General features: G+C 62.0%; 17 protein-coding genes. 4 read left to right on the plus strand and 13 right to left on the minus strand.

The window, feature by feature from the left end:
• Positions 1-131 precede the first annotated feature (131 nt).
• The 6 genes from AB6O04_RS12290 to AB6O04_RS12315 all read right to left on the minus strand — a co-directional run bounded on the left by AB6O04_RS12290 (position 132) and on the right by AB6O04_RS12315 (position 9,910).
• Positions 132-4,235 carry a CheR family methyltransferase gene (locus AB6O04_RS12290; protein ID WP_368564263.1) on the minus strand — a complete coding sequence of 1,368 codons (4,104 nt, stop codon included), beginning with the start codon at positions 4,233-4,235 and terminating at the stop codon, positions 132-134.
• A gap of 450 nt (positions 4,236-4,685) precedes the next feature.
• Complete coding sequence (locus AB6O04_RS12295; RefSeq protein WP_368564265.1) at positions 4,686-5,852, minus strand: response regulator; 1,167 nt, start codon at positions 5,850-5,852, stop codon at positions 4,686-4,688.
• The gene (locus AB6O04_RS12300) at positions 5,849-6,955 is read right to left on the minus strand and encodes an HDOD domain-containing protein (protein ID WP_368564266.1); all 1,107 of its coding nucleotides are present in this window, start codon (positions 6,953-6,955) and stop codon (positions 5,849-5,851) included. The genes AB6O04_RS12295 and AB6O04_RS12300 overlap by 4 nt, the downstream gene beginning before the upstream one ends.
• Before the next feature lie 5 nt (positions 6,956-6,960).
• A complete protein-coding gene (locus AB6O04_RS12305; RefSeq protein WP_368564267.1) occupies positions 6,961-8,115 on the minus strand; it encodes a sensor histidine kinase in 1,155 nt (384 codons plus the stop codon).
• A 1-nt stretch (position 8,116) separates the two neighbouring features.
• Positions 8,117-9,229 carry an FIST N-terminal domain-containing protein gene (locus tag AB6O04_RS12310; RefSeq protein ID WP_368564268.1) on the minus strand — a complete coding sequence of 371 codons (1,113 nt, stop codon included), beginning with the start codon at positions 9,227-9,229 and terminating at the stop codon, positions 8,117-8,119.
• A 357-nt stretch (positions 9,230-9,586) separates the two neighbouring features.
• Positions 9,587-9,910, minus strand: coding sequence for a thioredoxin family protein (locus tag AB6O04_RS12315; RefSeq protein ID WP_368564269.1), 324 nt, complete (start codon positions 9,908-9,910; stop codon positions 9,587-9,589).
• Positions 9,911-10,035: 125 nt separating this feature from the next.
• On the opposite strand from AB6O04_RS12315, the gene AB6O04_RS12320 reads away from it, so the two are divergent.
• Together AB6O04_RS12320 and AB6O04_RS12325 are read left to right on the plus strand one after the other, a co-directional pair.
• On the plus strand, positions 10,036-10,209 hold the full coding sequence (locus AB6O04_RS12320; protein ID WP_368564270.1) for a hypothetical protein: 174 nt from the start codon (positions 10,036-10,038) through the stop codon (positions 10,207-10,209).
• 334 nt (positions 10,210-10,543) lie between these two features.
• Positions 10,544-10,987 carry a hypothetical protein gene (locus AB6O04_RS12325; RefSeq protein WP_368564271.1) on the plus strand — a complete coding sequence of 148 codons (444 nt, stop codon included), beginning with the start codon at positions 10,544-10,546 and terminating at the stop codon, positions 10,985-10,987.
• Here the strand turns inward: AB6O04_RS12325 and AB6O04_RS12330 are convergent.
• The 4 genes from AB6O04_RS12330 to AB6O04_RS12345 all read right to left on the minus strand — a co-directional run bounded on the left by AB6O04_RS12330 (position 10,932) and on the right by AB6O04_RS12345 (position 13,986).
• Positions 10,932-11,294: a hypothetical protein gene (locus tag AB6O04_RS12330; RefSeq protein ID WP_368564272.1), complete on the minus strand. Its 363-nt coding sequence runs from the start codon at positions 11,292-11,294 to the stop codon at positions 10,932-10,934. The genes AB6O04_RS12325 and AB6O04_RS12330 overlap by 56 nt on opposite strands.
• Before the next feature lie 232 nt (positions 11,295-11,526).
• On the minus strand, positions 11,527-12,132 hold the full coding sequence (locus AB6O04_RS12335) for an HD family hydrolase (protein WP_368564273.1): 606 nt from the start codon (positions 12,130-12,132) through the stop codon (positions 11,527-11,529).
• A gap of 25 nt (positions 12,133-12,157) precedes the next feature.
• Positions 12,158-13,528, minus strand: coding sequence for an FAD-containing oxidoreductase (locus tag AB6O04_RS12340; protein WP_368564275.1), 1,371 nt, complete (start codon positions 13,526-13,528; stop codon positions 12,158-12,160).
• The gene (locus tag AB6O04_RS12345) at positions 13,525-13,986 is read right to left on the minus strand and encodes a DUF4126 family protein (RefSeq protein WP_368564277.1); all 462 of its coding nucleotides are present in this window, start codon (positions 13,984-13,986) and stop codon (positions 13,525-13,527) included. The genes AB6O04_RS12340 and AB6O04_RS12345 overlap by 4 nt, the downstream gene beginning before the upstream one ends.
• 245 nt (positions 13,987-14,231) lie before the next feature.
• Here AB6O04_RS12345 and AB6O04_RS12350 point away from each other — a divergent pair, with 245 nt between their 5' ends.
• Positions 14,232-15,197 (plus strand): S41 family peptidase, encoded by a 966-nt coding sequence (locus AB6O04_RS12350; protein WP_368564278.1) that lies wholly within the window; start codon positions 14,232-14,234, stop codon positions 15,195-15,197.
• Positions 15,198-15,377: 180 nt separating this feature from the next.
• Here AB6O04_RS12350 and AB6O04_RS12355 read toward each other — a convergent pair whose 3' ends face one another.
• On the minus strand, positions 15,378-16,367 hold the full coding sequence (locus tag AB6O04_RS12355; RefSeq protein ID WP_368564279.1) for an alpha/beta fold hydrolase: 990 nt from the start codon (positions 16,365-16,367) through the stop codon (positions 15,378-15,380).
• Between the two features lie 173 nt (positions 16,368-16,540).
• Between AB6O04_RS12355 and AB6O04_RS12360 the strand changes: the two genes are divergently transcribed.
• On the plus strand, positions 16,541-17,341 hold the full coding sequence (locus AB6O04_RS12360) for a helix-turn-helix domain-containing protein (RefSeq protein WP_368564426.1): 801 nt from the start codon (positions 16,541-16,543) through the stop codon (positions 17,339-17,341).
• A 69-nt stretch (positions 17,342-17,410) separates the two neighbouring features.
• Here AB6O04_RS12360 and AB6O04_RS12365 read toward each other — a convergent pair whose 3' ends face one another.
• Both AB6O04_RS12365 and AB6O04_RS12370 read right to left on the minus strand, forming a co-directional pair.
• On the minus strand, positions 17,411-17,896 hold the full coding sequence (locus AB6O04_RS12365) for a heme-binding protein (protein WP_368564280.1): 486 nt from the start codon (positions 17,894-17,896) through the stop codon (positions 17,411-17,413).
• A 463-nt stretch (positions 17,897-18,359) separates the two neighbouring features.
• The gene (locus tag AB6O04_RS12370; protein ID WP_368564282.1) at positions 18,360-18,992 is read right to left on the minus strand and encodes a hypothetical protein; all 633 of its coding nucleotides are present in this window, start codon (positions 18,990-18,992) and stop codon (positions 18,360-18,362) included.
• Between the last annotated feature and the right edge of the window lie 334 nt (positions 18,993-19,326).

Genomic DNA, 19,326 nt, shown 5'->3' on the forward strand with positions numbered 1-19,326 from the left:
ATGAGTTTCTATTTATACCTCATTAATATCTCCGGGGGCGTTAAATCTCGGCCCCAGGCTTTTCTCCAAGGGAAGCGCCTTCTTGCCCCTTTTGGAATGGAGGGAAAGTCCGCTTAGTCCGGAGCAATGGTTCAGCCTGAAGCAGCCGTCGGCACCAGCAGCTTGCGGATCGTCTCCACCAATCCCGCCCAAGAAACGGGCTTGCTGATGTGCGCAGTAAAGCCGGCTGCCAGGGCATTTTCGATATCCCGGCTGGAGCCGTAGCCGGTCAGCGCAATGGAGGGGGTGTCCGCGTAGGCGGGGCGCTGCCGCAACGCTCTCATGAAGTCGCGGCCGTCCATCCCGGGCATCCCGATATCCGATACCACCAGGTCGAATTGCCGGCGTTCCGTCAGGTCCAGCGCTTCCTGCCCACTGCTGGCGGCCATGACCTGCGCGCCTTCCAGTTCCAGCAGTGCCTGCAACGCCTCGACGGTGTCGGTGGTGTCGTCCACCAGCAGCACCTTCAGGCCCGTCAGCAGATGGTTCTGTTCCTCAGCCTCATTCTCCTTGGGCTTCTCGACGAACAGCGGGAGCCAGACCGAGAACGTGCTGCCGCAGCCGATGCCGCGCGAGGCCACTTCCACCTTGCCGGAGTGATGGTTGACCAGCTTGCGCACCAGCGCCAGGCCGATCCCCAGGCCGGTCTGTTTGCTGGCCGCACGCGCGGCCGCCTGGCCGAACATGTCGAACACCCGCGGCAGGAAGTCGGGATCGATGCCCTGCCCCGAATCCTTGACGGTCAACCGGCCGAATTCGCCTTCCGGCGCGACCCGCACGACGATGTGGCCGGATCCCGGTGTGAACTTGATGGCGTTGCTGAGCAGGTTCCAGACAATCTGCTCGATCCTGTGCACGTCGCCACGGACCACGACCGGACCGTCGGATACGAATTCGATGTTCAGCTCGGCGGCGGAAATGTCGGCACGCGCGCTTTCCACGATGGCCTCGACCAACGAACTCAAATTGACCGGCGCCATGTTCAACCGCAGCTTGCCCGTGCGCATGCGGGAAAGATCCAGCAAGTCATCGATGATCTGCGATTGCCCCTTGATGGCCCGGCGCAGGGTCGACACGATGCGGGCGATGTCGTCGGAAGCCCGCACCTGCGGCATGCGCGCCAGCAACTCGGTGTTCACGCTGATCAGATTGAGCGGGTGCTTGAGTTCGTGCGACATCACCGCCAGGAATTCATCGCGCAACGCGTTGGCGGCCTGCGCATCGGCACGGTGGCTGCGCTCTTCGGATTTGACCTGCTCCGCCGATTCCTGGCGCTGCCAGAGAATCAGCACGAAACCATCCTCGCCGTGCCCGATGGGAGTAGTGAAGGAGTAGCCGAGAAAGCGGCTGCCGTCCTTGCGTGTGTACCACCGTTCGGAGATATCGGTTTCCTTGAGTGCCTGATGGCCCAAGCCGCCAACCGTGCCGAAATCCTGGAATTCCTCCACCGAACAGATCGTGTCCAGGGTCCGTCCCGCCATCTCGCTCTCTTCGAAACCCAGCAGGCGCAGAGCACCCGAGCTCCAACTGCTGACCCTTCCCTGTTTGTCCAACAGGATCACACCCCAGTCGGAACTGTCGCGCGAGGCCAGCTCGATAGGCACCGTATGCGACCTGGCTTGCGCCTCGGCCTGGCGCAGCATGGTGACGTCGACGAAGGTCAGCACCGCGCCGTCGATGCGGTTTTCTGCGGTCCGGTAAGGCAGTACGCGGGAAATGAAGACCCGGCCGTCTGACGCGCGCACTTCGCGCTCGCGTACCTGCAACAGACTGAAGGCCGAAGCTGCGTCATCGGCCAATTCCGGATAGTGCAGGCGATGAGTGATGTCCAGCAGCCGCCGCCCGATGTCGGTCGGAATGATGCTGAAAATATCCTCGGCACGTGGCGTGTAGCGTTTTATCCGCAGATCGGCGTCGATGAAGATCGTCGCGATCTCGGTGGAGGCGATGAAGTTGCGCAGATCGTCGTTGACTTGCGCGGTCTCTTCGACTTTCGCTTTGAGTTCGTGATTGACCGTGGTGAGCTCTTCATTGACCGATTGCAGCTCTTCCTTGCTGGTTTCCAGTTCCTCGGTCGCCGATCTCAATTCCTCATTGATCGCCTGCAGCTCTTCGTTGGACGCCTTCAACTCCTCGGTCGATATCTCCGATTGTTCGACGGTCGACTGCAGCCGCTCCTTGGTGCGCTGCAACTCGTCCTCCAGGTTCATCAGCACCTGGTCCTTCACCACCATCTGCTCACCCTTGGCCAGCGGCGCCGTGGGATGCTCGGTTTCGTCGAACACCACCAGCACGAACTCCGCATCCGCCTGCGCATCCCTGAAGGGACGCGCGGTGATGCTGATATGCACCGCTTCGCCGTCTCTTTCGAAACGGATGTCCTTGGCTTCCACACTCTTCTTGCTGTTCACCGCCTGGATCAGCACGCTGCGCAGCTCCAGGCGCAACTCCGGGTCGATCACCTTCAACAGGTTGTAACTCGGCTCCCCGCCCGTAAAGCGCAAGTAGCGGCCCACCTGTTCCGATGCGTGCACCACGTTGTACTCCGCGTCCACCACCACGCTGGGTGGCGCGTACAGTTCCAGAACGCGCTGGTGAATATCCGCGAACGAAAATCCCTTGCGGCGGCGCGGCGGCGGCGCGGGCGGACTTACCACACTGGGGCGCAGCGGCAACGTGGGCACCTGGACCGACGCGCGCGACTGCGAGCGGGCGCGGAAAATGCGGTTCTTCTTGTCGACCACATCGAAATACCGCGTTGCGGTTTCCGCCGATTCCGAATGGCCCAGGAACAGGTACCCGCCCGGCCGCAATGCGAAATGGAACATCTGCAGCAGCCGCCCCTGGATGTCGCGATCCAGGTAGATCAGCAGATTGCGGCAGCTGATCAGGTCCATTCGCGAGAACGGCGGATCCCGCAGTACGTTGTGCATGGCGAACAGCACCTTGTCGCGCAGGCTTTTCTTCACCCGGTATTGCTGCTGTTCCTTGGAGAAGTACTCGCGCAGGCGGCTGGGCGGTACGTCGGTAACGACCGACGCCGGATACAGGCCGGTGCGTGCGCGGGCGATCGCGCGTTCGTCGATGTCGGTGGCGAAGACCTGCAGCGGGGGCGGCTCGGCCATCCGGTCCGCTTCGTCGCAGAGCAGCATGGCTAGCGAATAGGCCTCTTCGCCCGTCGCGCAGCCTGCCGCCCAAACGCGCACCGGCTCCGTACTGGAACGGGCGGCGAACAGTGTGGGCACGATTTCGCGTTCCAGTGTTTCGAACGCTTCGCGGTCGCGGAAGAAGTTGGTGACGCTGATCAACAGATCGCTGAGTAGCGCTTCGGTTTCGCTATCCGACGCCTCCAGGAAGCTGCGATAGGCTTGCACGTCCCGAAGCAGATTGACCTGCAGCCGGCGCTCGATGCGGCGCAGGATGGTGGCTTTTTTGTAGTGATGGAAATCGTGGCCAGTGCGTTCGCTGAGTATCCGCAGGATGTCCCGGACCGCGTCTTCATCCTCACGGCCGGAACTGATCACCTTGGTGATCGTCGGTTCCGCATCCTCGCCCGCGATGGGCAGCCGTATCTCTAGCGCGTTGAGCGAAAGTTGCACCAGCTTCTGCGGTATCTCCACCGCTGGCAGCACGAAATCGACGTTACCCGTCGCGATGGCGCTGCGCGGCATGTCATCGTACTCGGCGTCCTCTGGCAGCTGGACGATGGTGACGCCGCCCTGCTCCTTCAGTTTGGACACGCCCACTGAACCATCCGAGCCGGTGCCGGAAAGAATGACACCGATCGACCGGTCGCGATGAGTTTCGGCCAGCGTTCGCAGGAACTTGTCGATGGCAACGTGGCGACCGCGCGGCCGTGTGGCCGGTTGCACCTGCAGCCAGCCGTCCACCATCGCAAGATCCACGGAAGGCGATATCACGTAGACGTGGTTCGCCTCGATCCTGGTCGGGTGGGAGACCTGGATCACCGGCATCCGGGTCGAACGCTGGAGCAGCTTGTCGGCACTGCTGTCGTGCTTGGGGGACAAGTGCAGGATCACCACGTAAGCCATGCTGGTGTCAGCGGGCAGGTGATCAAGAAACGTGGATAGCGCCGCCAGCCCTCCCGCGGACGCGCCGATTCCCACTACCGCCAGCTCTTCTTTCTTCTGACGCGAGCGATTCGAGCGGGTCTGGCTAGGGCGGTCGTCGTTCATGAACCGGCGGCTGACTTGAGACGCGACATGCTAGCACCGCGCCCCTTTGCAGACTGTCGTTTTTTGCTTTCCCTTCTCCCTCCGGGAGACAAATCGGCAGGACTGCCGATTTGCACGGCAAAGCCGCCCGAAGGGCGAGCCGCATGGATGTGGCGAGTGCCCGAAGGGTCTGCCCAGTACTTGATACGGGGCGGATGAGGGAATGGCAGTGACTCGCCATCCGAATTTCCTACAAGCGGACACCCCATGCCCTCGTCCGTCGCTGCGCGCCACCCCGTATCAAGTACGGGGCAGGCTCTCGCTTCGCGCCCCGCCCCGCGTAGCACGCAGGGCAATCAGGCATGCACGAGCCGATGGCTCGTAAGCCGCATGCCTTCATCCCGGAGGGAGAAGGAAAAAACCCCGCACCGGCTACTTCAGGCAAAAAGGAGGTTTTGCTAGTCCGCTGCTTCAAGTGCCTACCGTCACCGAAGCTTCCCCACCCCCCGCCTCCATCCCAAAACTAACCAGCAGCGGCTCGCTGATAGCGCCCGTCGCATGCAGATTCCGTAGTGCGACGATCGCGGTGACGCTGAGTTCGCTGCCTTGCGCCAGCAGCATCATGCCGCGCTTGGTGACAACGTCTTGCTCGATCCGCCAACCGGGTATCAGCTCGCGAACGCGCGCCTTGCGCGTGCCGCTGTCGACGCTGAGGCGAAGATCGCCAAGGGCTTCGACAATCTCGTAGGACACGGCCGGGTTGAGCGTCTTCAAGCCTTGGATGGCCTGGGCCATGGGTTGCTTCCGTGCCAGGCAGCGGATCAGGTACTGCGACGCGCGCAGCAGTTGCGCACCACGAGCCACATCGGCCGATGCGTCCGCTGGCGCCGGACGTGCCTGGTACCGGACCATTTCGGCGACGGCTTCCAGGCGCGGAATCGCGGTCAGCAAACGATGCGCCACTTCCGGATGGGCATCGACCAGCTTGCGCTCGTCATCGGATAGTTCGCCGTCGGCGAGATCACGCTGGATGACATCACCGGGCACGCTGACACAGCCGATGTGGCTGAGCGCCGCTGCCGCTTGCACCTCCCAGCGATTCGGCCATGCCAGTTTCTGGGTCGCATGGCGCACGCAGGTTTGCAGCATCGCCGAACGCTGGAAAGCCCAGGGCGCGACCATCGACAACACTTCGCTCAGCATCTTGATGGTGCTGGCGAGCGTGGTGGACAGCAGCTCACGCTCCAGCAGTGTCCGGCGGTGCAGTTCCACCGCCTGTTGCAGCGTGGCGACCAGCTCCTCGGTGGGACACGGCTTGCTCAGGAAGCGAAAAATGGCGCCTTGATTGATTGCGGCAATGGCGGATTCCGCATCCGCTTGGCCGGTCAACAGAATGCGTACCGTATCCGGCGCCCGCTCGCGCGCTAGCGCCAGGAACGCGGCGCCGTCCATGCCGGGCATGCGCATATCCGAGACGATGACGTCGAACGGCGCGCCTTCCGCCATGGCCGCCAATCCCGCTTCTCCGCCATTGGCGGTGGTGACGTCGAACTGATCGAACAAGTTGCGTTCCAATGCCGCCAGCAGATTGGGCTCGTCGTCCACGCAGAGAATGCGGGGCAGTTCCGTCTCGCTCATAGATCGTTCTCGATCAAGTGGTCGGCCTCGCAGGCCGCTTTCCAGCGGGGAAGCTGGTCCGCGACACCCAACCTGCTCAGGTAGTCATGATCCGGCTCGATTCCTTTGGACAACGCCACCGCGACATGGACCACACCGATCGCATCGAAGCTTCTGTGGCTGACACGCTGCGGACAATGGTGATGCGCGACCGCCTCCACGATGGTGCCCGGCAGCCCCCACATTCCCAGCAGGTACGCGCCGACTTCGGCATGCGAAGGAAAGCCCTTGCCTTCGGTGTCCACTTCGCTGCACAGGCGACGGACATCCGGCAATAGCAAACCGATATCCGCGAGCAGCGCCGCCGTGGTGACCGTCTCGCGCGGCGAGTACGGTTTACCTATTTCGCCAGCTAGCCGGGACGCGCGCACGGCGCGGACCCGCATCGCATCGACTTCCACGCAGGCACCGCCGCGGAATACTTCGCTTGCCAGCACCAGGATCCGCAAGGTGTTCAAGCCGATATGGACGACCGCCTCGTTGATGGCGGTGACGTCGTGACCGATGCGGAAGAATGCGCAATTGGCCAGCTGCAGGACCTTGGCAGCCAGCGCCGGATCGCCCTGGATAATCGCGGCGACCTGGCCGATATCCGCCGAACCGTCGAACAACAGGCGATTGAGTTGTTCGTACATGCGCGGCGCCGCCGGAAGGCTACCGATACGTCCCACCACATCCTGGATAGCCCTGTCCCGCAGCAGCGTCTGCAAACCGACGGCGCGGTCGATCGACTGGATGAGCGCGTCGCCTTCGCATGGCTTGGCGAGGAACTGGTGCGCCACATCCAATGAGCGCAATGCCGATTCCTGTTCGGTATGCCCGGAAAGAATGATGCGGATGGCGGAAGGCCAGGTATCACGCACCCGCCGCAACAGTTCCGCGCCGTCCATCAGCGGCATGCGCATGTCCGAGACCACCACGTCCGCCGGTTGCGATGCCAGCCTGTCCAAGGCTTCCGCTCCGCTGGTGGCGAATGCCACGTCCCAATCACGGTCGGCCATGAACACGGTGCGTTCGATCCCGGCCAATACTCTTTCTTCGTCGTCGACGAACAGCACGCGCATGTCGTTCAATTTCCCGTTGTGGCGGTCGCTGGAGCGGCGATCGGCAGGCGCACCACGAAGGTGGTGCCGGCGCCGGCTTGTGTCTCGAAGAAGATCTTGCCCTTGTGCTTTTCGACCACCGTCGTATAGGCGATGGCCAGCCCCTGCCCGGTGCCTTTGCCGACACCCTTGGTGGTGAAGAACGGGTCGAAAACCTTGGTACGGATGGCTTCGGGTATGCCCGCGCCATCGTCGCTGACGCGCAGGTCGACGGCATTCTGGCCGGCCCGTCTCAGTGAGACCACGATCCTGCCTTTTTCCCGTTCGCCGGGAACCAACGTTTCAGTAATGGCATGCGCGGCGTTGACCACCAGGTTCAACAGCACCTGGCCGATCTCATCGCGCAGACAGGCGACTTGCGGCAGGCCCTCTTCGAAATCGGTCTCCAGCACCGACACGTACTTCCATTCGTTGCGGGCCACGGTGACCGTGGTGTTGACCAGCGCGCGCAGGTCCACGGGCTCTTTTTCGCCCGCCGACGGATGCGAGAACTCCTTCATGGCACCAACGATCTTCGATATGCGGTCCAGGCCTTCCAGCGATTGTTCCAAGGCTTCCGGCATTTGCTTGCGCACGTAGTCGAACTTGGCGCGGCGGGTGGCGGCATCGAATTCCGCCAACGGCTCATCCAGTCCGCCCTGAGCACGCGCGGCGGTGATCACGTCGAAGGCCTTGCCCAGCACTTCTTCCAGCAGCGTCATGCCTTTCTGCACGAAGGCCACGTTGTCACGCACGTACTGGGTGGGCGTGTTGATCTCGTGCGCCACGCCCGCGGCCAGGTGGCCGATGGATTCCATTTTCTGCGCCTGCAACAGCATCGCCTGTGCGCGGCCAAGCTCGCCCAGTGCGTGCTCCAGTTCGTGCCGCTCCTCGCTGAGCTCGCGCGTTTTCATCGCGACGATTTTCCCCAGCGCGATGTTCTGCTGCAGGATCGCCAGGGGCGACGCGGCGGTGTCGTCGCGCGACATCACTCGCTTCTTCAGCACCGCGATCACTTTGTCGCGCGCGGCGAGCTTACGCTCCAGTTCCGCCACAGCCGTTGCGCCTGCTCCGGCGGAAACAGCCTCCATTGCGTCGTCTGCCGCGCCGTCTTCTACGGTACCGAGTGATTCGCCGACCATCTCATCCCCCTATCGCCACACCGGTGAACGTCTGGTTCACGTGCAGGCCGTTGAATTGTTCGCCATAGGTCGAAAAGCCGAAGACGCGGTGATGGGCCATGAAGGCGCCTACCTTCACGTCCATGTCGGTCTGTTCGAACTCGACCCGCCGCAGGATGCAGTCGCAACCGATGATCAGCGCCGGGTCCGACACGGCTTTGCGCACGTCGGCAAAACCGTTCTCGAGGGTCTCCATGACGTCGACCGCCTTGCCCACCGACACCACCATGGCCTCGTCCACCGCGCAGTAGCAGGTCAGCGACAGGTCTTCGTTGACCCGCAGGATCGAGCGCACGTACGGCTCCCCCGCGATACTCAGCAACAACGGATAGGTGGAGAACACGGTTGGATTCAAGTCCTCCAGCGTCATGCCGATCGCCTCGGCGTACGCCAACGCCGCTGGCTCGCCATTCATTTCGCGGATCAGGCGCTTGTCCGGATCGGCATCGGTGACCACCAGTTCCACCTCGCTGGCCACGAAATGCTGCAGCTTGAAGGTGTGGAAAGACGTGGCGCATTCGAACAGCGCCAGCACTGCGGCATCGGTCAGGAACTGGCCGTCGTGATAGACGTGGGTGCGCTGGAAGTGCAGGTTATCGCCGGCGGAACCGCCGACCAGCGGGATGTTGCCAGTCATCTGGTACAGCGCGGCGGCCAGGTATTCCTCACGCGTGGACAAACCGTCCACCAGCAGCAGGCCGAAAAAGCGATTGGATGGAGAAGCGGCGGTGACCGATTGCACCGCGTCGGCGGCGATCGCCGCCTGCGCCTGTAAGTCGCTGAGTGGTGCGATCAGGAACGGATTCACCCGCAAAGCACCGCCGCGGATGCCGGCCGCCAGGATGCCGCTGGCCTGGAAACCTTGCTCCCCGATCTGGCCAGAGGAAGTACACCCCACCACGGGGCAGGCGAATGCCGCCTTGATCGCGGGGCCTAGTCGATCGAGGTCGTAGTCCGGGTCGCAGAACAGCAGGACAGCGTCGAGTTCTGAATGCCCCAGTTGCTCCACCAGTTCACGTACGGCGGTGTCGATGTCTCGCGAAGAAGTTTCCGCATGTGTCACGTGAAGCGCCATGTTCGCCATCCCTGTGTGTCCTGACTCCTCTATCGGCCGGCAGGAACGGGCATTGAGCGGCAGCGCGACGGTGTGTGATGGGGTTTGCTAATCGACGTTGCTGAATAGGAAGTGGTCGTACTCAAGCTATTCCTTCTCCCCTCGGGAGAAGGTGCCCGAAGGGCGGATGAGGGAACGGCAGTGACTCGCCATTAAGTTCGCACCAAGCGGAAATGTCATGCCCTCATCCGTCGCTGCGCGCCACCTAGCTATTCGCCCCGGCCCTGCGCAGCACGCAGGGCGTTCAAGCATGCACGAGCCGGTGGCTCGTAAGCCGCATGCTTTCACCCCGGTGGGAGAGGGGAAAACAAGGGCCACTCACCCCAACACCGCCAACGCACGTTCAATCTCCTCAGCGCTCGAAGGCCTCACTACCCGCGCGAGTTCTTCGCCGTCGCGCACGACCACAAGGGTCGGCCAGAGCTTGATCCGGAACGATCGTCCCAGCGGCTGCCCTTTTCCATCCTCCACTTTGATGTGGCGAAGGTCGGTGCGGCTCGCCATGGCGTTCGCCAACAGCGGCTGTGCCGCCATGCAATAACCGCACCACGGCGCACCGAATTCCAGCAGTGTGTCCCCGGGCGAGACGTCGATATCCGACCGGGTCGGTTCCTGCGCCATGTAGTTGCTAGTGAAAGCCATCGCACTCTTCCTCGCTGCCAAGGTCGAGGACCGAGCCTACGCTTTTTTGATGATGGAATCCCCAACGGTGATGACGAGTGGGGCGCTCCACACGCTGTTAGTGACACAGGGCGTACGGTGCCGCCATGGACGGCAATCCCGGTGAGCATGCGTGCTATGTGGCCAGCCGCACGCCCCCGATCGGCGTGCCGCTGGCCATCTATGCGCGGTCGACGGATGGATTTTCGGAATGGTTCGAAGGCGATTTCGATAGATCGCATTGGCGCACACACGATCTACCCCCGCGACCGCCGGAGTAGCGAACGGTCAGTGCCACCACCCTGGGAGCGGCGTCCCCGCCGCGAGCTCTTTTTGTCAGGTCGCGATAAAAGCGAAGAGCTCGCGGCGGGACGCCGCTCCGCGCCATGGTGACCGTTCATTGCGCACGATCAGGAACGCACCGCAGCGCGCCAAGATGGGGAACGGGCGGGCTTCAATCGCTCTTGGCTTTATCGCAGAGCTCGCGGCGGGACGCCGCTCCTACAACGATTTGCGAAGCGAACGCTCACCAATCCCCTGTCATATTTATTTCACATACCGTTCCCCCCGGCTCCGTAGGCTTGCTGGTAGTGCTTCTCGCCAGGGCCGGTGTCTATGCGCCACTATCACGTTCTTGTCGAATTTTCCGAACCTGTTGGTCATGCGCGGGCGTTCGCCCACATTAGCGAATCGCAGGTCAGGCACAATTTCATTTTTCCCTGGACAACAGGCAACCTGCCGATCGGTCCGGATCGCGATGTCATGGCCAGTCAGGTGTCGCGCCTGCGGGTCTTCCGCGCGGCGGGACCAGAGGAACTGGGATCAGTGGACAACGCCACCATGAGAGCCGTGGGCCGTGATGTGACCGATCGTTTCCTGTCGGAACTGGGCATCCGAGCCAAGTCGCCCACGACGGGCCGGCCGCTGTTGTACGTCATGGCAGCCGCCGTGGTCGCCGGCACGCGGGCGCTGCTTCATCTACGAAAATCAGATGCGGCGAATGTCAGCCGGCGTGACGTAAGCGGCTCGCCGAGCCAGCCTCGCGTATCGCACGTATGACGCTGGCGATGCGTGCGCCACCCCGCTGTTCGGCATGCGGTGCCGCGACACCGGCTTCGCGGGTCTCGAATTTGCTAGGGCGTTCGCGGAAGCCGTTGCGGCGCGCATAAAGCGCGCATAGGCGCGCGAAGACATAAGGTTCGTCTTCCGGCAAGGCTCGTGCGCGGATGGCGGCACCACGTACGCCAAATTCGCGGCAACGCGTCTCGGCCTCCGCATAGTGCTGATAAAACGAACGCGTTTCCCGCTCCAACTGCGCAATCAGCCTATCCAGTTCCGCTCTGGGCAGGGGCGTCTCGTCTTTCATGTGGCTCCTCCTGCGACTCCGGGGGAAGGAAGCATCGCAGTGCCGGGTTCCCCGTTGAACCGGCTTGAGAAGAAGGGGAATGTGGAACATATCCCTTTGCTGTCAACGTGATGTCAACGGCGCGATGCAGGCCAGGACACGGGATTGCCGGACCACCATCCGCCCGTGAAAACCGGTGTCATCGGTGAGCTCACCGTGTCGGAGCCGAGCCGCCTGCATCTTGTCAGCCCATTTATGCGCCAAACCAACCTTGCCTGCGCGCCTCTTCCAGCCGGGTTTCTAGGTATTTCCACATGGCCGGACAGCCAGCCTGAATAGGCGGGCCGATCCGGCCGACCACGCGCTCATGGCTGATCCCGTTCTCGCGCCAGCTCTGGCCATTGTTGGCCAAGTTGAGCAGCACGGGCATGGCGCGGTCGGCGGCGTGCGCGAAGCGGGCTTCCGCCGATTTGCCTTCATCGAACTCCCGCCATAGCGCCAGGAACATCGCACTCTGCGGTTCCGGCAGCACGCCAAAGATTCGTTCCACCGCAATCTGTTCGGCCGCCTTGCGTTCGTCCCAACCGCTTTCAGCAAACACCATCGTATCGCCGGTATCGATCTCGCCGATGTCGTGCACCAGCAGCATGGCGATGACGCGATTGATGTCGATGGCCGGCTCTGCGAACGGCGCCAATGACGCTGCCAGCATGGCGATTTGCCAACTGTGCTCGGCCGAATTCTCGTAGCGGTCCAGCCCCAGCGGACGCACCTTGCGCGTCACGCCCTTCAGTTTGTCCAATTCCAGAATGAAATCGACGATCTGCTGCATGCCGGTGTTCGCGTGCAAAGAAGGCATTCTATCGGCACTGGCACCCTGCCAGTCATGCATCGACAGGGTGCAGCCCGGACAACAGTGTCGGGATCAGTTCCGATACGGTCGGGTGGACGGGAACGGCCCATGTCATTTGCGCGACCGTCGCACCGACGCTCATCATGTCGATGATGCCGTGGATCGCTTCGTCGCCACCGGTGCCGAGGATGGCGGCACCGAGAATCTCGCCGCTTTTTGCATCGGCGACCACCTTCATGAAGCCTTGGGTTTCGTCCTTTTCCACCGCCCGGCCCACCCGCGTCATCGGTCGCTTGTTGACCAGCACGGATTTTCCACTGGCCGACGCTTGATGTTCACTCATTCCTACCCGTCCCAACGGCGGATCGATATACAGCGCGTATCCCGCGATGCGGTCGTCCACGCTTCTGGATTCGCCGTCCAACAGATTGGCGGCGACGATCTCGTAGTCGTTGTACGCCGTATGAGTAAACGCGCCTCGGCCATTGCAGTCGCCCAGCGCCCAGATGCCCGGGGCACTGGTGCCCAGCTGGCCGTCCACCTGGATGTAGCCGCGCGAATCGGTCGCCACCCCTGCACGTTCCAGTCCCAGGTCGCTGGTGTTGGGAACACGGCCCACCGCCAGCAGCACGTGACTGCACGCGATGTTGTTCTGATCGACTTGGACGGTAATGCCGTCGCCCGCCTTGGCGAAGCCGATTTCGCGGACGTGGGTGTGAATATGGATGCCTTCGGCTTCGAGTATGTCGCGCACTGCCGCGGAGACATCTTCATCCTCGCGCCCGATCAGCGCGGGACCTTTTTCGATGACAGTGACCTGGGTACCGAAGCGCCGGTACATCTGCGCGAATTCCAGCCCGACATAGCTGCCGCCGATGATTACCAAGTGCGCCGGCAACGTATCCAACTGCAAGATCGACGTGTTGGTCAGGTAGGGAATATCGCGCACGCCGGGCAATTCGGGAACCAGCGCTCTACCGCCGACATTGAGGAATATCCAATCGGCCGCCAGCGTTTCCTCGCCGACACGAACCATCCCGTTGCCTTCCAGGCGCGCGTGGCCGCGGATGACCGTACAGCCCGGCATGCCGTCGAGCCAGGTGGTCACGTTCTGGCGCGCGTTGCCGGAAATAGTGGCGGCACGCGCTTTAACCTGCGTCATGTCCACCGATACCGGGCCGACGCCGCGCACCCCGAACTCGCCGGCACGACGCGCCACGTGGGCGACCCGCGCAATCGCCACCAGCGCCTTGGTCGGCATGCAGCCGGTGTTGACGCAAGTGCCGCCCAACCATTTCCGTTCGATCATCGCGACGGTCTTGCCGCTCTTGGTCAGCCGATCCGCCAACGCGGGGCCGGCTTGACCGGCGCCGATGATGATCGCGTCGAACCGGCGGGTCATCGCAGCACCGCCAGCACCAGCAACGCAAGAACGAAAGCCAGGCCGTCCTCGATCAGGGCCGCGGGCAGGTCACGGCCGAAGCGGCGTGCCAGCGATGCTCTGGCCGTGTGGCCTCCCAAGGTACCCGCCACCGCACCCAACAGGCCCACGATCAAACCGATAAGCCATTGGCCGTTAGCCAGCGTCAATGCGATGCCGCATACCGCCCCCATCAGCAGGCGCGTGCCGAACTGGATCGGCACTTTGCGGCTTGGGGTTTTGGGTAGCTGATCGGCGATCAGTTCACCGATGGCTAGCGCTGTCAGTATCCAAGGGGTGTAGGGGTACGCCAGAAAGGCCAGGAAGGTTCCTTCCAGCGAAATCCACCCCGCGTACGCTGCCCAGCTCACCGCTGCCGGCGCCATCATGGCTCGCAGCCCTGCCACCACCGCAATCAGGAACGCACACAAATAAATCATGCTTGCCTCCACGTCGGCTATCCCGAGTGAGAAGATCCCCGCCGGTAGCGATGGTACCGCGTGCCGGCAGGGAAACGGATCGATTCGGGCAATCCCGCACGCAGGTACCAAAGCGAACGTCTCACGCCCTTTCCCAGGCCAGGCGGTTGAGCGGGAAGTCTCCCTTCTCGGCGGGCCCGCGGCACTGCGACGCATTCGACGCTTACCGCATCCTAGGAAGAACTCGCCTTTTTTCCGGAGTTTTCATGCGCGCTCTTTTCCGTATCGCCCTGGTGTGCCTGCTGCCGGGGATCGCTCTCGCCGCGCCGGCGCAAACGAGCCATCAGACCGCGGTCGATGGCATCGCACAGACCATCCAGGATCATTATTTCGATGCTGATCGTGGCCGTAAGATCGCCGCCGATCTGCGTGCTTCAACTAAGCAAGGGGAATTCGACGCGTTGCCGGACCAGACAGCGCTGGCAACCGCACTGACAAAAAAGCTCAAGCCGCTGGATGGGCATTTCCGCGTGCACTGGTCGACGGATGCCGTCGCTTCCGGTGATGCGGGACCCGTGCCACGTCCGCGACGTCCATCCGCGCCGCGAGCAGGAGACGCCGCCAACGATCACGGCATCTGCGACGTGCAAGTGCTCCCGGACAACCTCGGCTATCTCAGCCTGGGCCAGTTCATGCATTTCGAATTCGGCAGTGACAAACAGCCGGCACGGCAAGCCATCGATGCCGCGCTGCAGCGGCTTTCAGGAACCCGCGCGATGATCATCGACCTGCGCGGCAACCGCGGCGGGTCGCCGCACATGGTCGGCTATCTGGTCAGTGCCTTCACCCCGCCTGGTGCCAATATCTACAACACCTTCCATTCGCGTGAAAGCACGCTCAGCGAAGCGCCGCAAGAGCGATATGCCAATCCGCGTCTGGAAGTACCGCTCTACGTGCTGATCGATGCCCGCACCGGATCGGCTGCCGAATCGTTCGCCTATACCCTCAAGAATGCCAAGCGCGCCACCGTGGTGGGAGAAGCCAGCGGCGGCGCGGCCAACCCTGGTGGCGAAATGGCGGCAGGCTCGGGTTTCTTTGTCTTCGTCCCCACAGGCTCTCCGGTGAGTCCGATCACTGGCACCAACTGGGAAGGCACCGGCGTGCTGCCCGATGTGCGCGCGTCGTCGCCCATGGCGCTGGAGGTGGCACTTGGATTGGCCAAGGCGCGCTAAAAGATCCTGTAGGAGCGACGTAAGTCGCGACCAGAAATCCAAAGCCGTAGACACGGATTAACACGGAAAAGGCGGATAAAGAAATGTAAGTTTTCATCCGTGTTTATCTGCGTTGATCCGTGTCTAAAAGCTCTAAGTTTCCGGTCGCGACCCACGTCGCTCCTACAACGGCAAGGTCCTCTACACACCCCACAGCCGCCGGGCCTCTTCCGCGATCAGGTCTGGGAACTCCTCCGGAAAGAACAGCTTCGCGTCCGGCACGCGGCGAACGCCTTGCGAGTTTCCGAAGGTCTTGTCCAGGTAACCGGGACTTTCCGCGGAAAAGATGGTGTCGCCGGTTCCCCAGATGATCCGTGTCGGAGTGTTGCGCTGCTTCAGCGTCGCCTCCACACCGGCCAACACATTGGCGTCCAGGCCCAAGGCATAGGCGTGCGTCTGGTCCGGGTGCTCGACCAGCGGCCGCAAGTACATGTCGATAGCCTCGCCGCTGGGATTCTGCGGATAGGTGAAGGTCATGCCGCCTAGTCCCTGCGGTGACCGTGCCAGCACGTGATCAGCCAACCATGGCGTCAGCCACTGCGCGACGAACTGACCCTTGCGCGCCAGTTCAATCACTGGCTTCAATGCCGGCGGCGGACAGTCGATCTCGGCATCGCAATTGGTCAGCAACAACGTGCGCACACGTTGCGGGTAGCGGACCAGCAGCAGCTGCGCGACTGCTCCACCGCTGTCGTTGGCGACCACGTCCACCTGCCCAATGTCCAGCGTATCCAGGAACGCAATCAGCATTTCCACTTGCGCATCCGGCGCCGCACTCTGGCCTTCGGTTACCTGGGTATAGCCGAGCCCGAGGAAGTCCGGCGCCATGCAACGCCGATAAGGCGACAGCCGCTCCAGCGCCCCGCGCCACTGGAATCCGTTCAATGGGAATCCATGCAGAAACAATGCCACCGCACCTGCCCCTCGCTCCACGTAGGCGATGCGACCTTGCGGCAGCTTCAGGTAACGCCGCGCGGCATGCCATGCCACGGCATCGAGTGGCGTATCGATAACCATGGCCGCAGCTGCCTCTGCATCGGCTTTTGCTTCCGCCACATCCGGCCTTAGGCCAGCCAATACACCCGTCGCCAACGTGCCAATCGTCAGTTTCAGCCATTCTCTGCGTTGCATGGTGTGCCCTCATAGGCCCGTCGTCAGTGGGCGCCATGATTCGCATTCGTCCGGCTGGTCTCAATAACCTGGGAGGTCATGGCGGCACTAACCGGGCGAACGGTATTCTCTGCCGCATGGCAACGCTCGGATCCAGCACGAAACCCTCTCCAGCCCCTGCCAGTGTCGGTGCAATGTTGCGCGAGTGGCGGTTGACGCGCCGCCTTAGCCAACTGGACCTGGCATTGGCGGCCGAGGTCTCGACACGGCATATCAGCTACGTGGAAACTGGCAAGGCGCAGCCCAGCCGCGAGATGGTGGCGCGCTTGGCCGACACGCTGGAGATGCCATTGCGCGAACGCAATGCACTGCTGATCGCCGCCGGCTACGCCCCGCAATATCCGGAAACCGCCTTGGCGGCACCGGAGTTGGCACGCATTCACCGCGCCATCGATTTCATGCTGGCGCAACAGGAGCCCTATCCTGCATTCGTGCTTGATCGCCATTGGAACATCCTGATGGCGAATCGCGCTGCGCAGCGTGTCAACCATTTCTTGCTGGGAGGCCGCGCCAGCCCACATGCCAACATGCTGCGGCATGTGTTCGATCCCGATGATCTGCGCGCGGTGCTGGTCAACTGGGAAGAAGTAGCCGGTGATCTGATCCGCCACTTGCACAACGAAATTGCCGCGGCGCCCACCGACGCCACGGCTCGGGCTCTGTTGGACGAAGCATTAGCCTACCCCGATGTACCGCAACGCTGGCGCACACGCGAATTGGCTACGGCGCCATCACCTTTGCTGACCACTGCGTTCCGCCGAGACGGGCAAGACTTGCGCTTCTTCTCCAGCATCACCATCTTCGCCGCGCCGCGTGACATCACCCTGGACGAACTGCGCATCGAGTGTTGCTTTCCCATGGACGATGCCACGGCCGCTTTCTGTCGAAAGCGGCAACAGGAGGATTCCGGCGAAGCATCGATTTCAATGCCATGACAGATGCCTATCCGGCGATGTAGCCTGGATGCAGGTACGCGTGGTCGACCCAGGCAAAACTCCGTTGGTCTATTTTCCCAACAGATCCGCAGCGGCTTTGGCGATCTGGCCATCTTGGCTTGAACGTACACCGGATACACCAATGCCGCCGATGGTTCTGTCCCCCACCATCAACTGCAATCCGCCTTCGATAGGCATGCTGTCCGGGAGTGCCAATATCACGTTGTTGCCCTTCTCCAGTAGCTCCTGGTGAAAGATCGTCGGACGCCGATAGTTGGCGGCGTGGCGCGCCTTGGCCATGGCCACATCCACGCTGCTGTTGCCGCTACCGTCCATGCGTTGGAAGTAGAGCAAGCGACCGGCGTCATCGACGATGGCGATCGATACGTTCCAGTTGTTCCGCTTCGCCTCGGCTTCCGCGGCTGCCATCAACTCCTTGGCCACTGCCAGCGTCAATACCGGCTTGGTGTCCAGCTTTGCCGCCAGCGGCGTTTGCGCCAGGCTCGTCCAAGACAAGGTAACGGCCAACAGTACCGTCCATTTCAGTCGCTTCATGGAATCTATCCCTTCAAAGAATTGGAGTCGCGGCATTCGGCAGCCGCCAACGGCACAAGTAATCTCGTTGTTTCGTTTGACGCTTTCGTTACGATTTTCCAGCCCGGCACTCGGCCACAACATCCTCTGGACTAGGATTGACCTTGGCGCGCGCGGACGAAAACCACCGGAATGCCGCCTTCCATGACTGACGTCAGCTGTTTATCTTCCTCCTGCGACCTAACGTTCATTCCCCTGATCCTTACGTATTAGACAACTCTTTCTTACGGCGTCCCGTGCGATCACTGTAGATGGATCGTCATGCCTCGCGGCTTCTTCCACACGCGGCACAAGCGCCAGGGTAGAAGGTAGGATGCGATAAGCCAAAGGCGCACCGCATCATTCGTGCGTTGACGCTCGCGATCGATGCGGTTCGCCACGCTCACCGCATCCTACAGGCTACGGGCATGTGCCGATCTGCGCTTTACTTTGCTACGAACTTCAGCGGGCCGCTGTAATTTGGCCATGCAATCGAACGCTCTCCACGGACATTAAGGGCCTTTTCCTCCGCCGGTCCCGAATCGCTCGCAATGCTGGCCATCAATGTAGGCATCCAGAAATTGACGACGAACGCGTTGTCGCGCTTGATAGCCGGATCAATGGTAATCGTGGTGGTTTTCCCCTGCTCTACCCGAAACGCGGCAACGTCCTCATTAACGAAAGCGCCGCGATCGAGAATCTTTTGCACGTTGAAGCCGGCGGTCATTTCCAAGCCGATACCGGTGATCCGGTACTCGCCAGCCGGCAGCGTCAGCGACTCGCTTTGACCATAACGGGTCATATGGTTGATCGGAAAATCGATGAACTGCTTGTTCACCATGGTAAAGACAATCAGGCCGTCCCGGATTCCCCATTCCAGGCCGCCATTCTTCAGCTGCTTGTCCACTTTCTTCGGAAGCTCCTTCTCACTGGAGAAAGGCTTGATATCCACCACAAGCGTACCCGTGCCAGTCGCGGCAACGGCCTCTGCAGGTGCGGCGACCTGTTCTTGTGCCGACGCTGCAGGTGCCCATGTGACGACGAGCGACAATGCAATGCTCCCCAACAGATTTCTCATATTGTTTTCCATCCCCAGAGTGAAAACGTGCGGCCGCCGCATCCTCCTAGCGGATAAAGCGGCGATCCGATTGTGATGATTCATCATTACAGGCGGGCAGACGAACGCCACCAAAACAGTTTTTGGGTAACGCCAAACCCACCATTCCATATTCCCGCGCGGTCCAGCCCATGGATCTCACGGCCCCAGGACAATCTCCCACGTCTGCCCTGACCGGTGCAAGCGGCGTCGCAATGGAAAGTGGAATACGGCAGGCCAACGCGGCACGTCTTGTCGTCGCGGACCTCTCGCGACCGAAGCGGTTGGCTGTGCTCACCGCATCCTGCGAGTAGTA

The organism is Pseudoxanthomonas sp. UTMC 1351 (genome assembly GCF_040948865.1).
Lineage (GTDB): Bacteria > Pseudomonadota > Gammaproteobacteria > Xanthomonadales > Xanthomonadaceae > Pseudoxanthomonas_A.

Coding starts and splice junctions, on each gene's coding strand:
- AB6O04_RS12320 (WP_368564270.1), top strand. CDS start 10,036: ATGGACGGCAATCCCGGTGAGCATGCGTGCTATGTGGCCAGCCGCACG.
- AB6O04_RS12330 (WP_368564272.1), bottom strand. CDS start 11,294: ATGAAAGACGAGACGCCCCTGCCCAGAGCGGAACTGGATAGGCTGATT.
- AB6O04_RS12365 (WP_368564280.1), bottom strand. CDS start 17,896: ATGAAGCGACTGAAATGGACGGTACTGTTGGCCGTTACCTTGTCTTGG.
- AB6O04_RS12305 (WP_368564267.1), bottom strand. CDS start 8,115: ATGGTCGGCGAATCACTCGGTACCGTAGAAGACGGCGCGGCAGACGAC.
- AB6O04_RS12315 (WP_368564269.1), bottom strand. CDS start 9,910: ATGGCTTTCACTAGCAACTACATGGCGCAGGAACCGACCCGGTCGGAT.
- AB6O04_RS12300 (WP_368564266.1), bottom strand. CDS start 6,955: ATGCGCGTGCTGTTCGTCGACGACGAAGAAAGAGTATTGGCCGGGATC.
- AB6O04_RS12310 (WP_368564268.1), bottom strand. CDS start 9,229: ATGGCGCTTCACGTGACACATGCGGAAACTTCTTCGCGAGACATCGAC.
- AB6O04_RS12345 (WP_368564277.1), bottom strand. CDS start 13,986: ATGATTTATTTGTGTGCGTTCCTGATTGCGGTGGTGGCAGGGCTGCGA.
- AB6O04_RS12370 (WP_368564282.1), bottom strand. CDS start 18,992: ATGAGAAATCTGTTGGGGAGCATTGCATTGTCGCTCGTCGTCACATGG.
- AB6O04_RS12335 (WP_368564273.1), bottom strand. CDS start 12,132: ATGCCTTCTTTGCACGCGAACACCGGCATGCAGCAGATCGTCGATTTC.
- AB6O04_RS12325 (WP_368564271.1), top strand. CDS start 10,544: ATGCGCCACTATCACGTTCTTGTCGAATTTTCCGAACCTGTTGGTCAT.
- AB6O04_RS12340 (WP_368564275.1), bottom strand. CDS start 13,528: ATGACCCGCCGGTTCGACGCGATCATCATCGGCGCCGGTCAAGCCGGC.
- AB6O04_RS12290 (WP_368564263.1), bottom strand. CDS start 4,235: ATGAACGACGACCGCCCTAGCCAGACCCGCTCGAATCGCTCGCGTCAG.
- AB6O04_RS12355 (WP_368564279.1), bottom strand. CDS start 16,367: ATGCAACGCAGAGAATGGCTGAAACTGACGATTGGCACGTTGGCGACG.
- AB6O04_RS12360 (WP_368564426.1), top strand. CDS start 16,541: ATGTTGCGCGAGTGGCGGTTGACGCGCCGCCTTAGCCAACTGGACCTG.
- AB6O04_RS12350 (WP_368564278.1), top strand. CDS start 14,232: ATGCGCGCTCTTTTCCGTATCGCCCTGGTGTGCCTGCTGCCGGGGATC.
- AB6O04_RS12295 (WP_368564265.1), bottom strand. CDS start 5,852: ATGAGCGAGACGGAACTGCCCCGCATTCTCTGCGTGGACGACGAGCCC.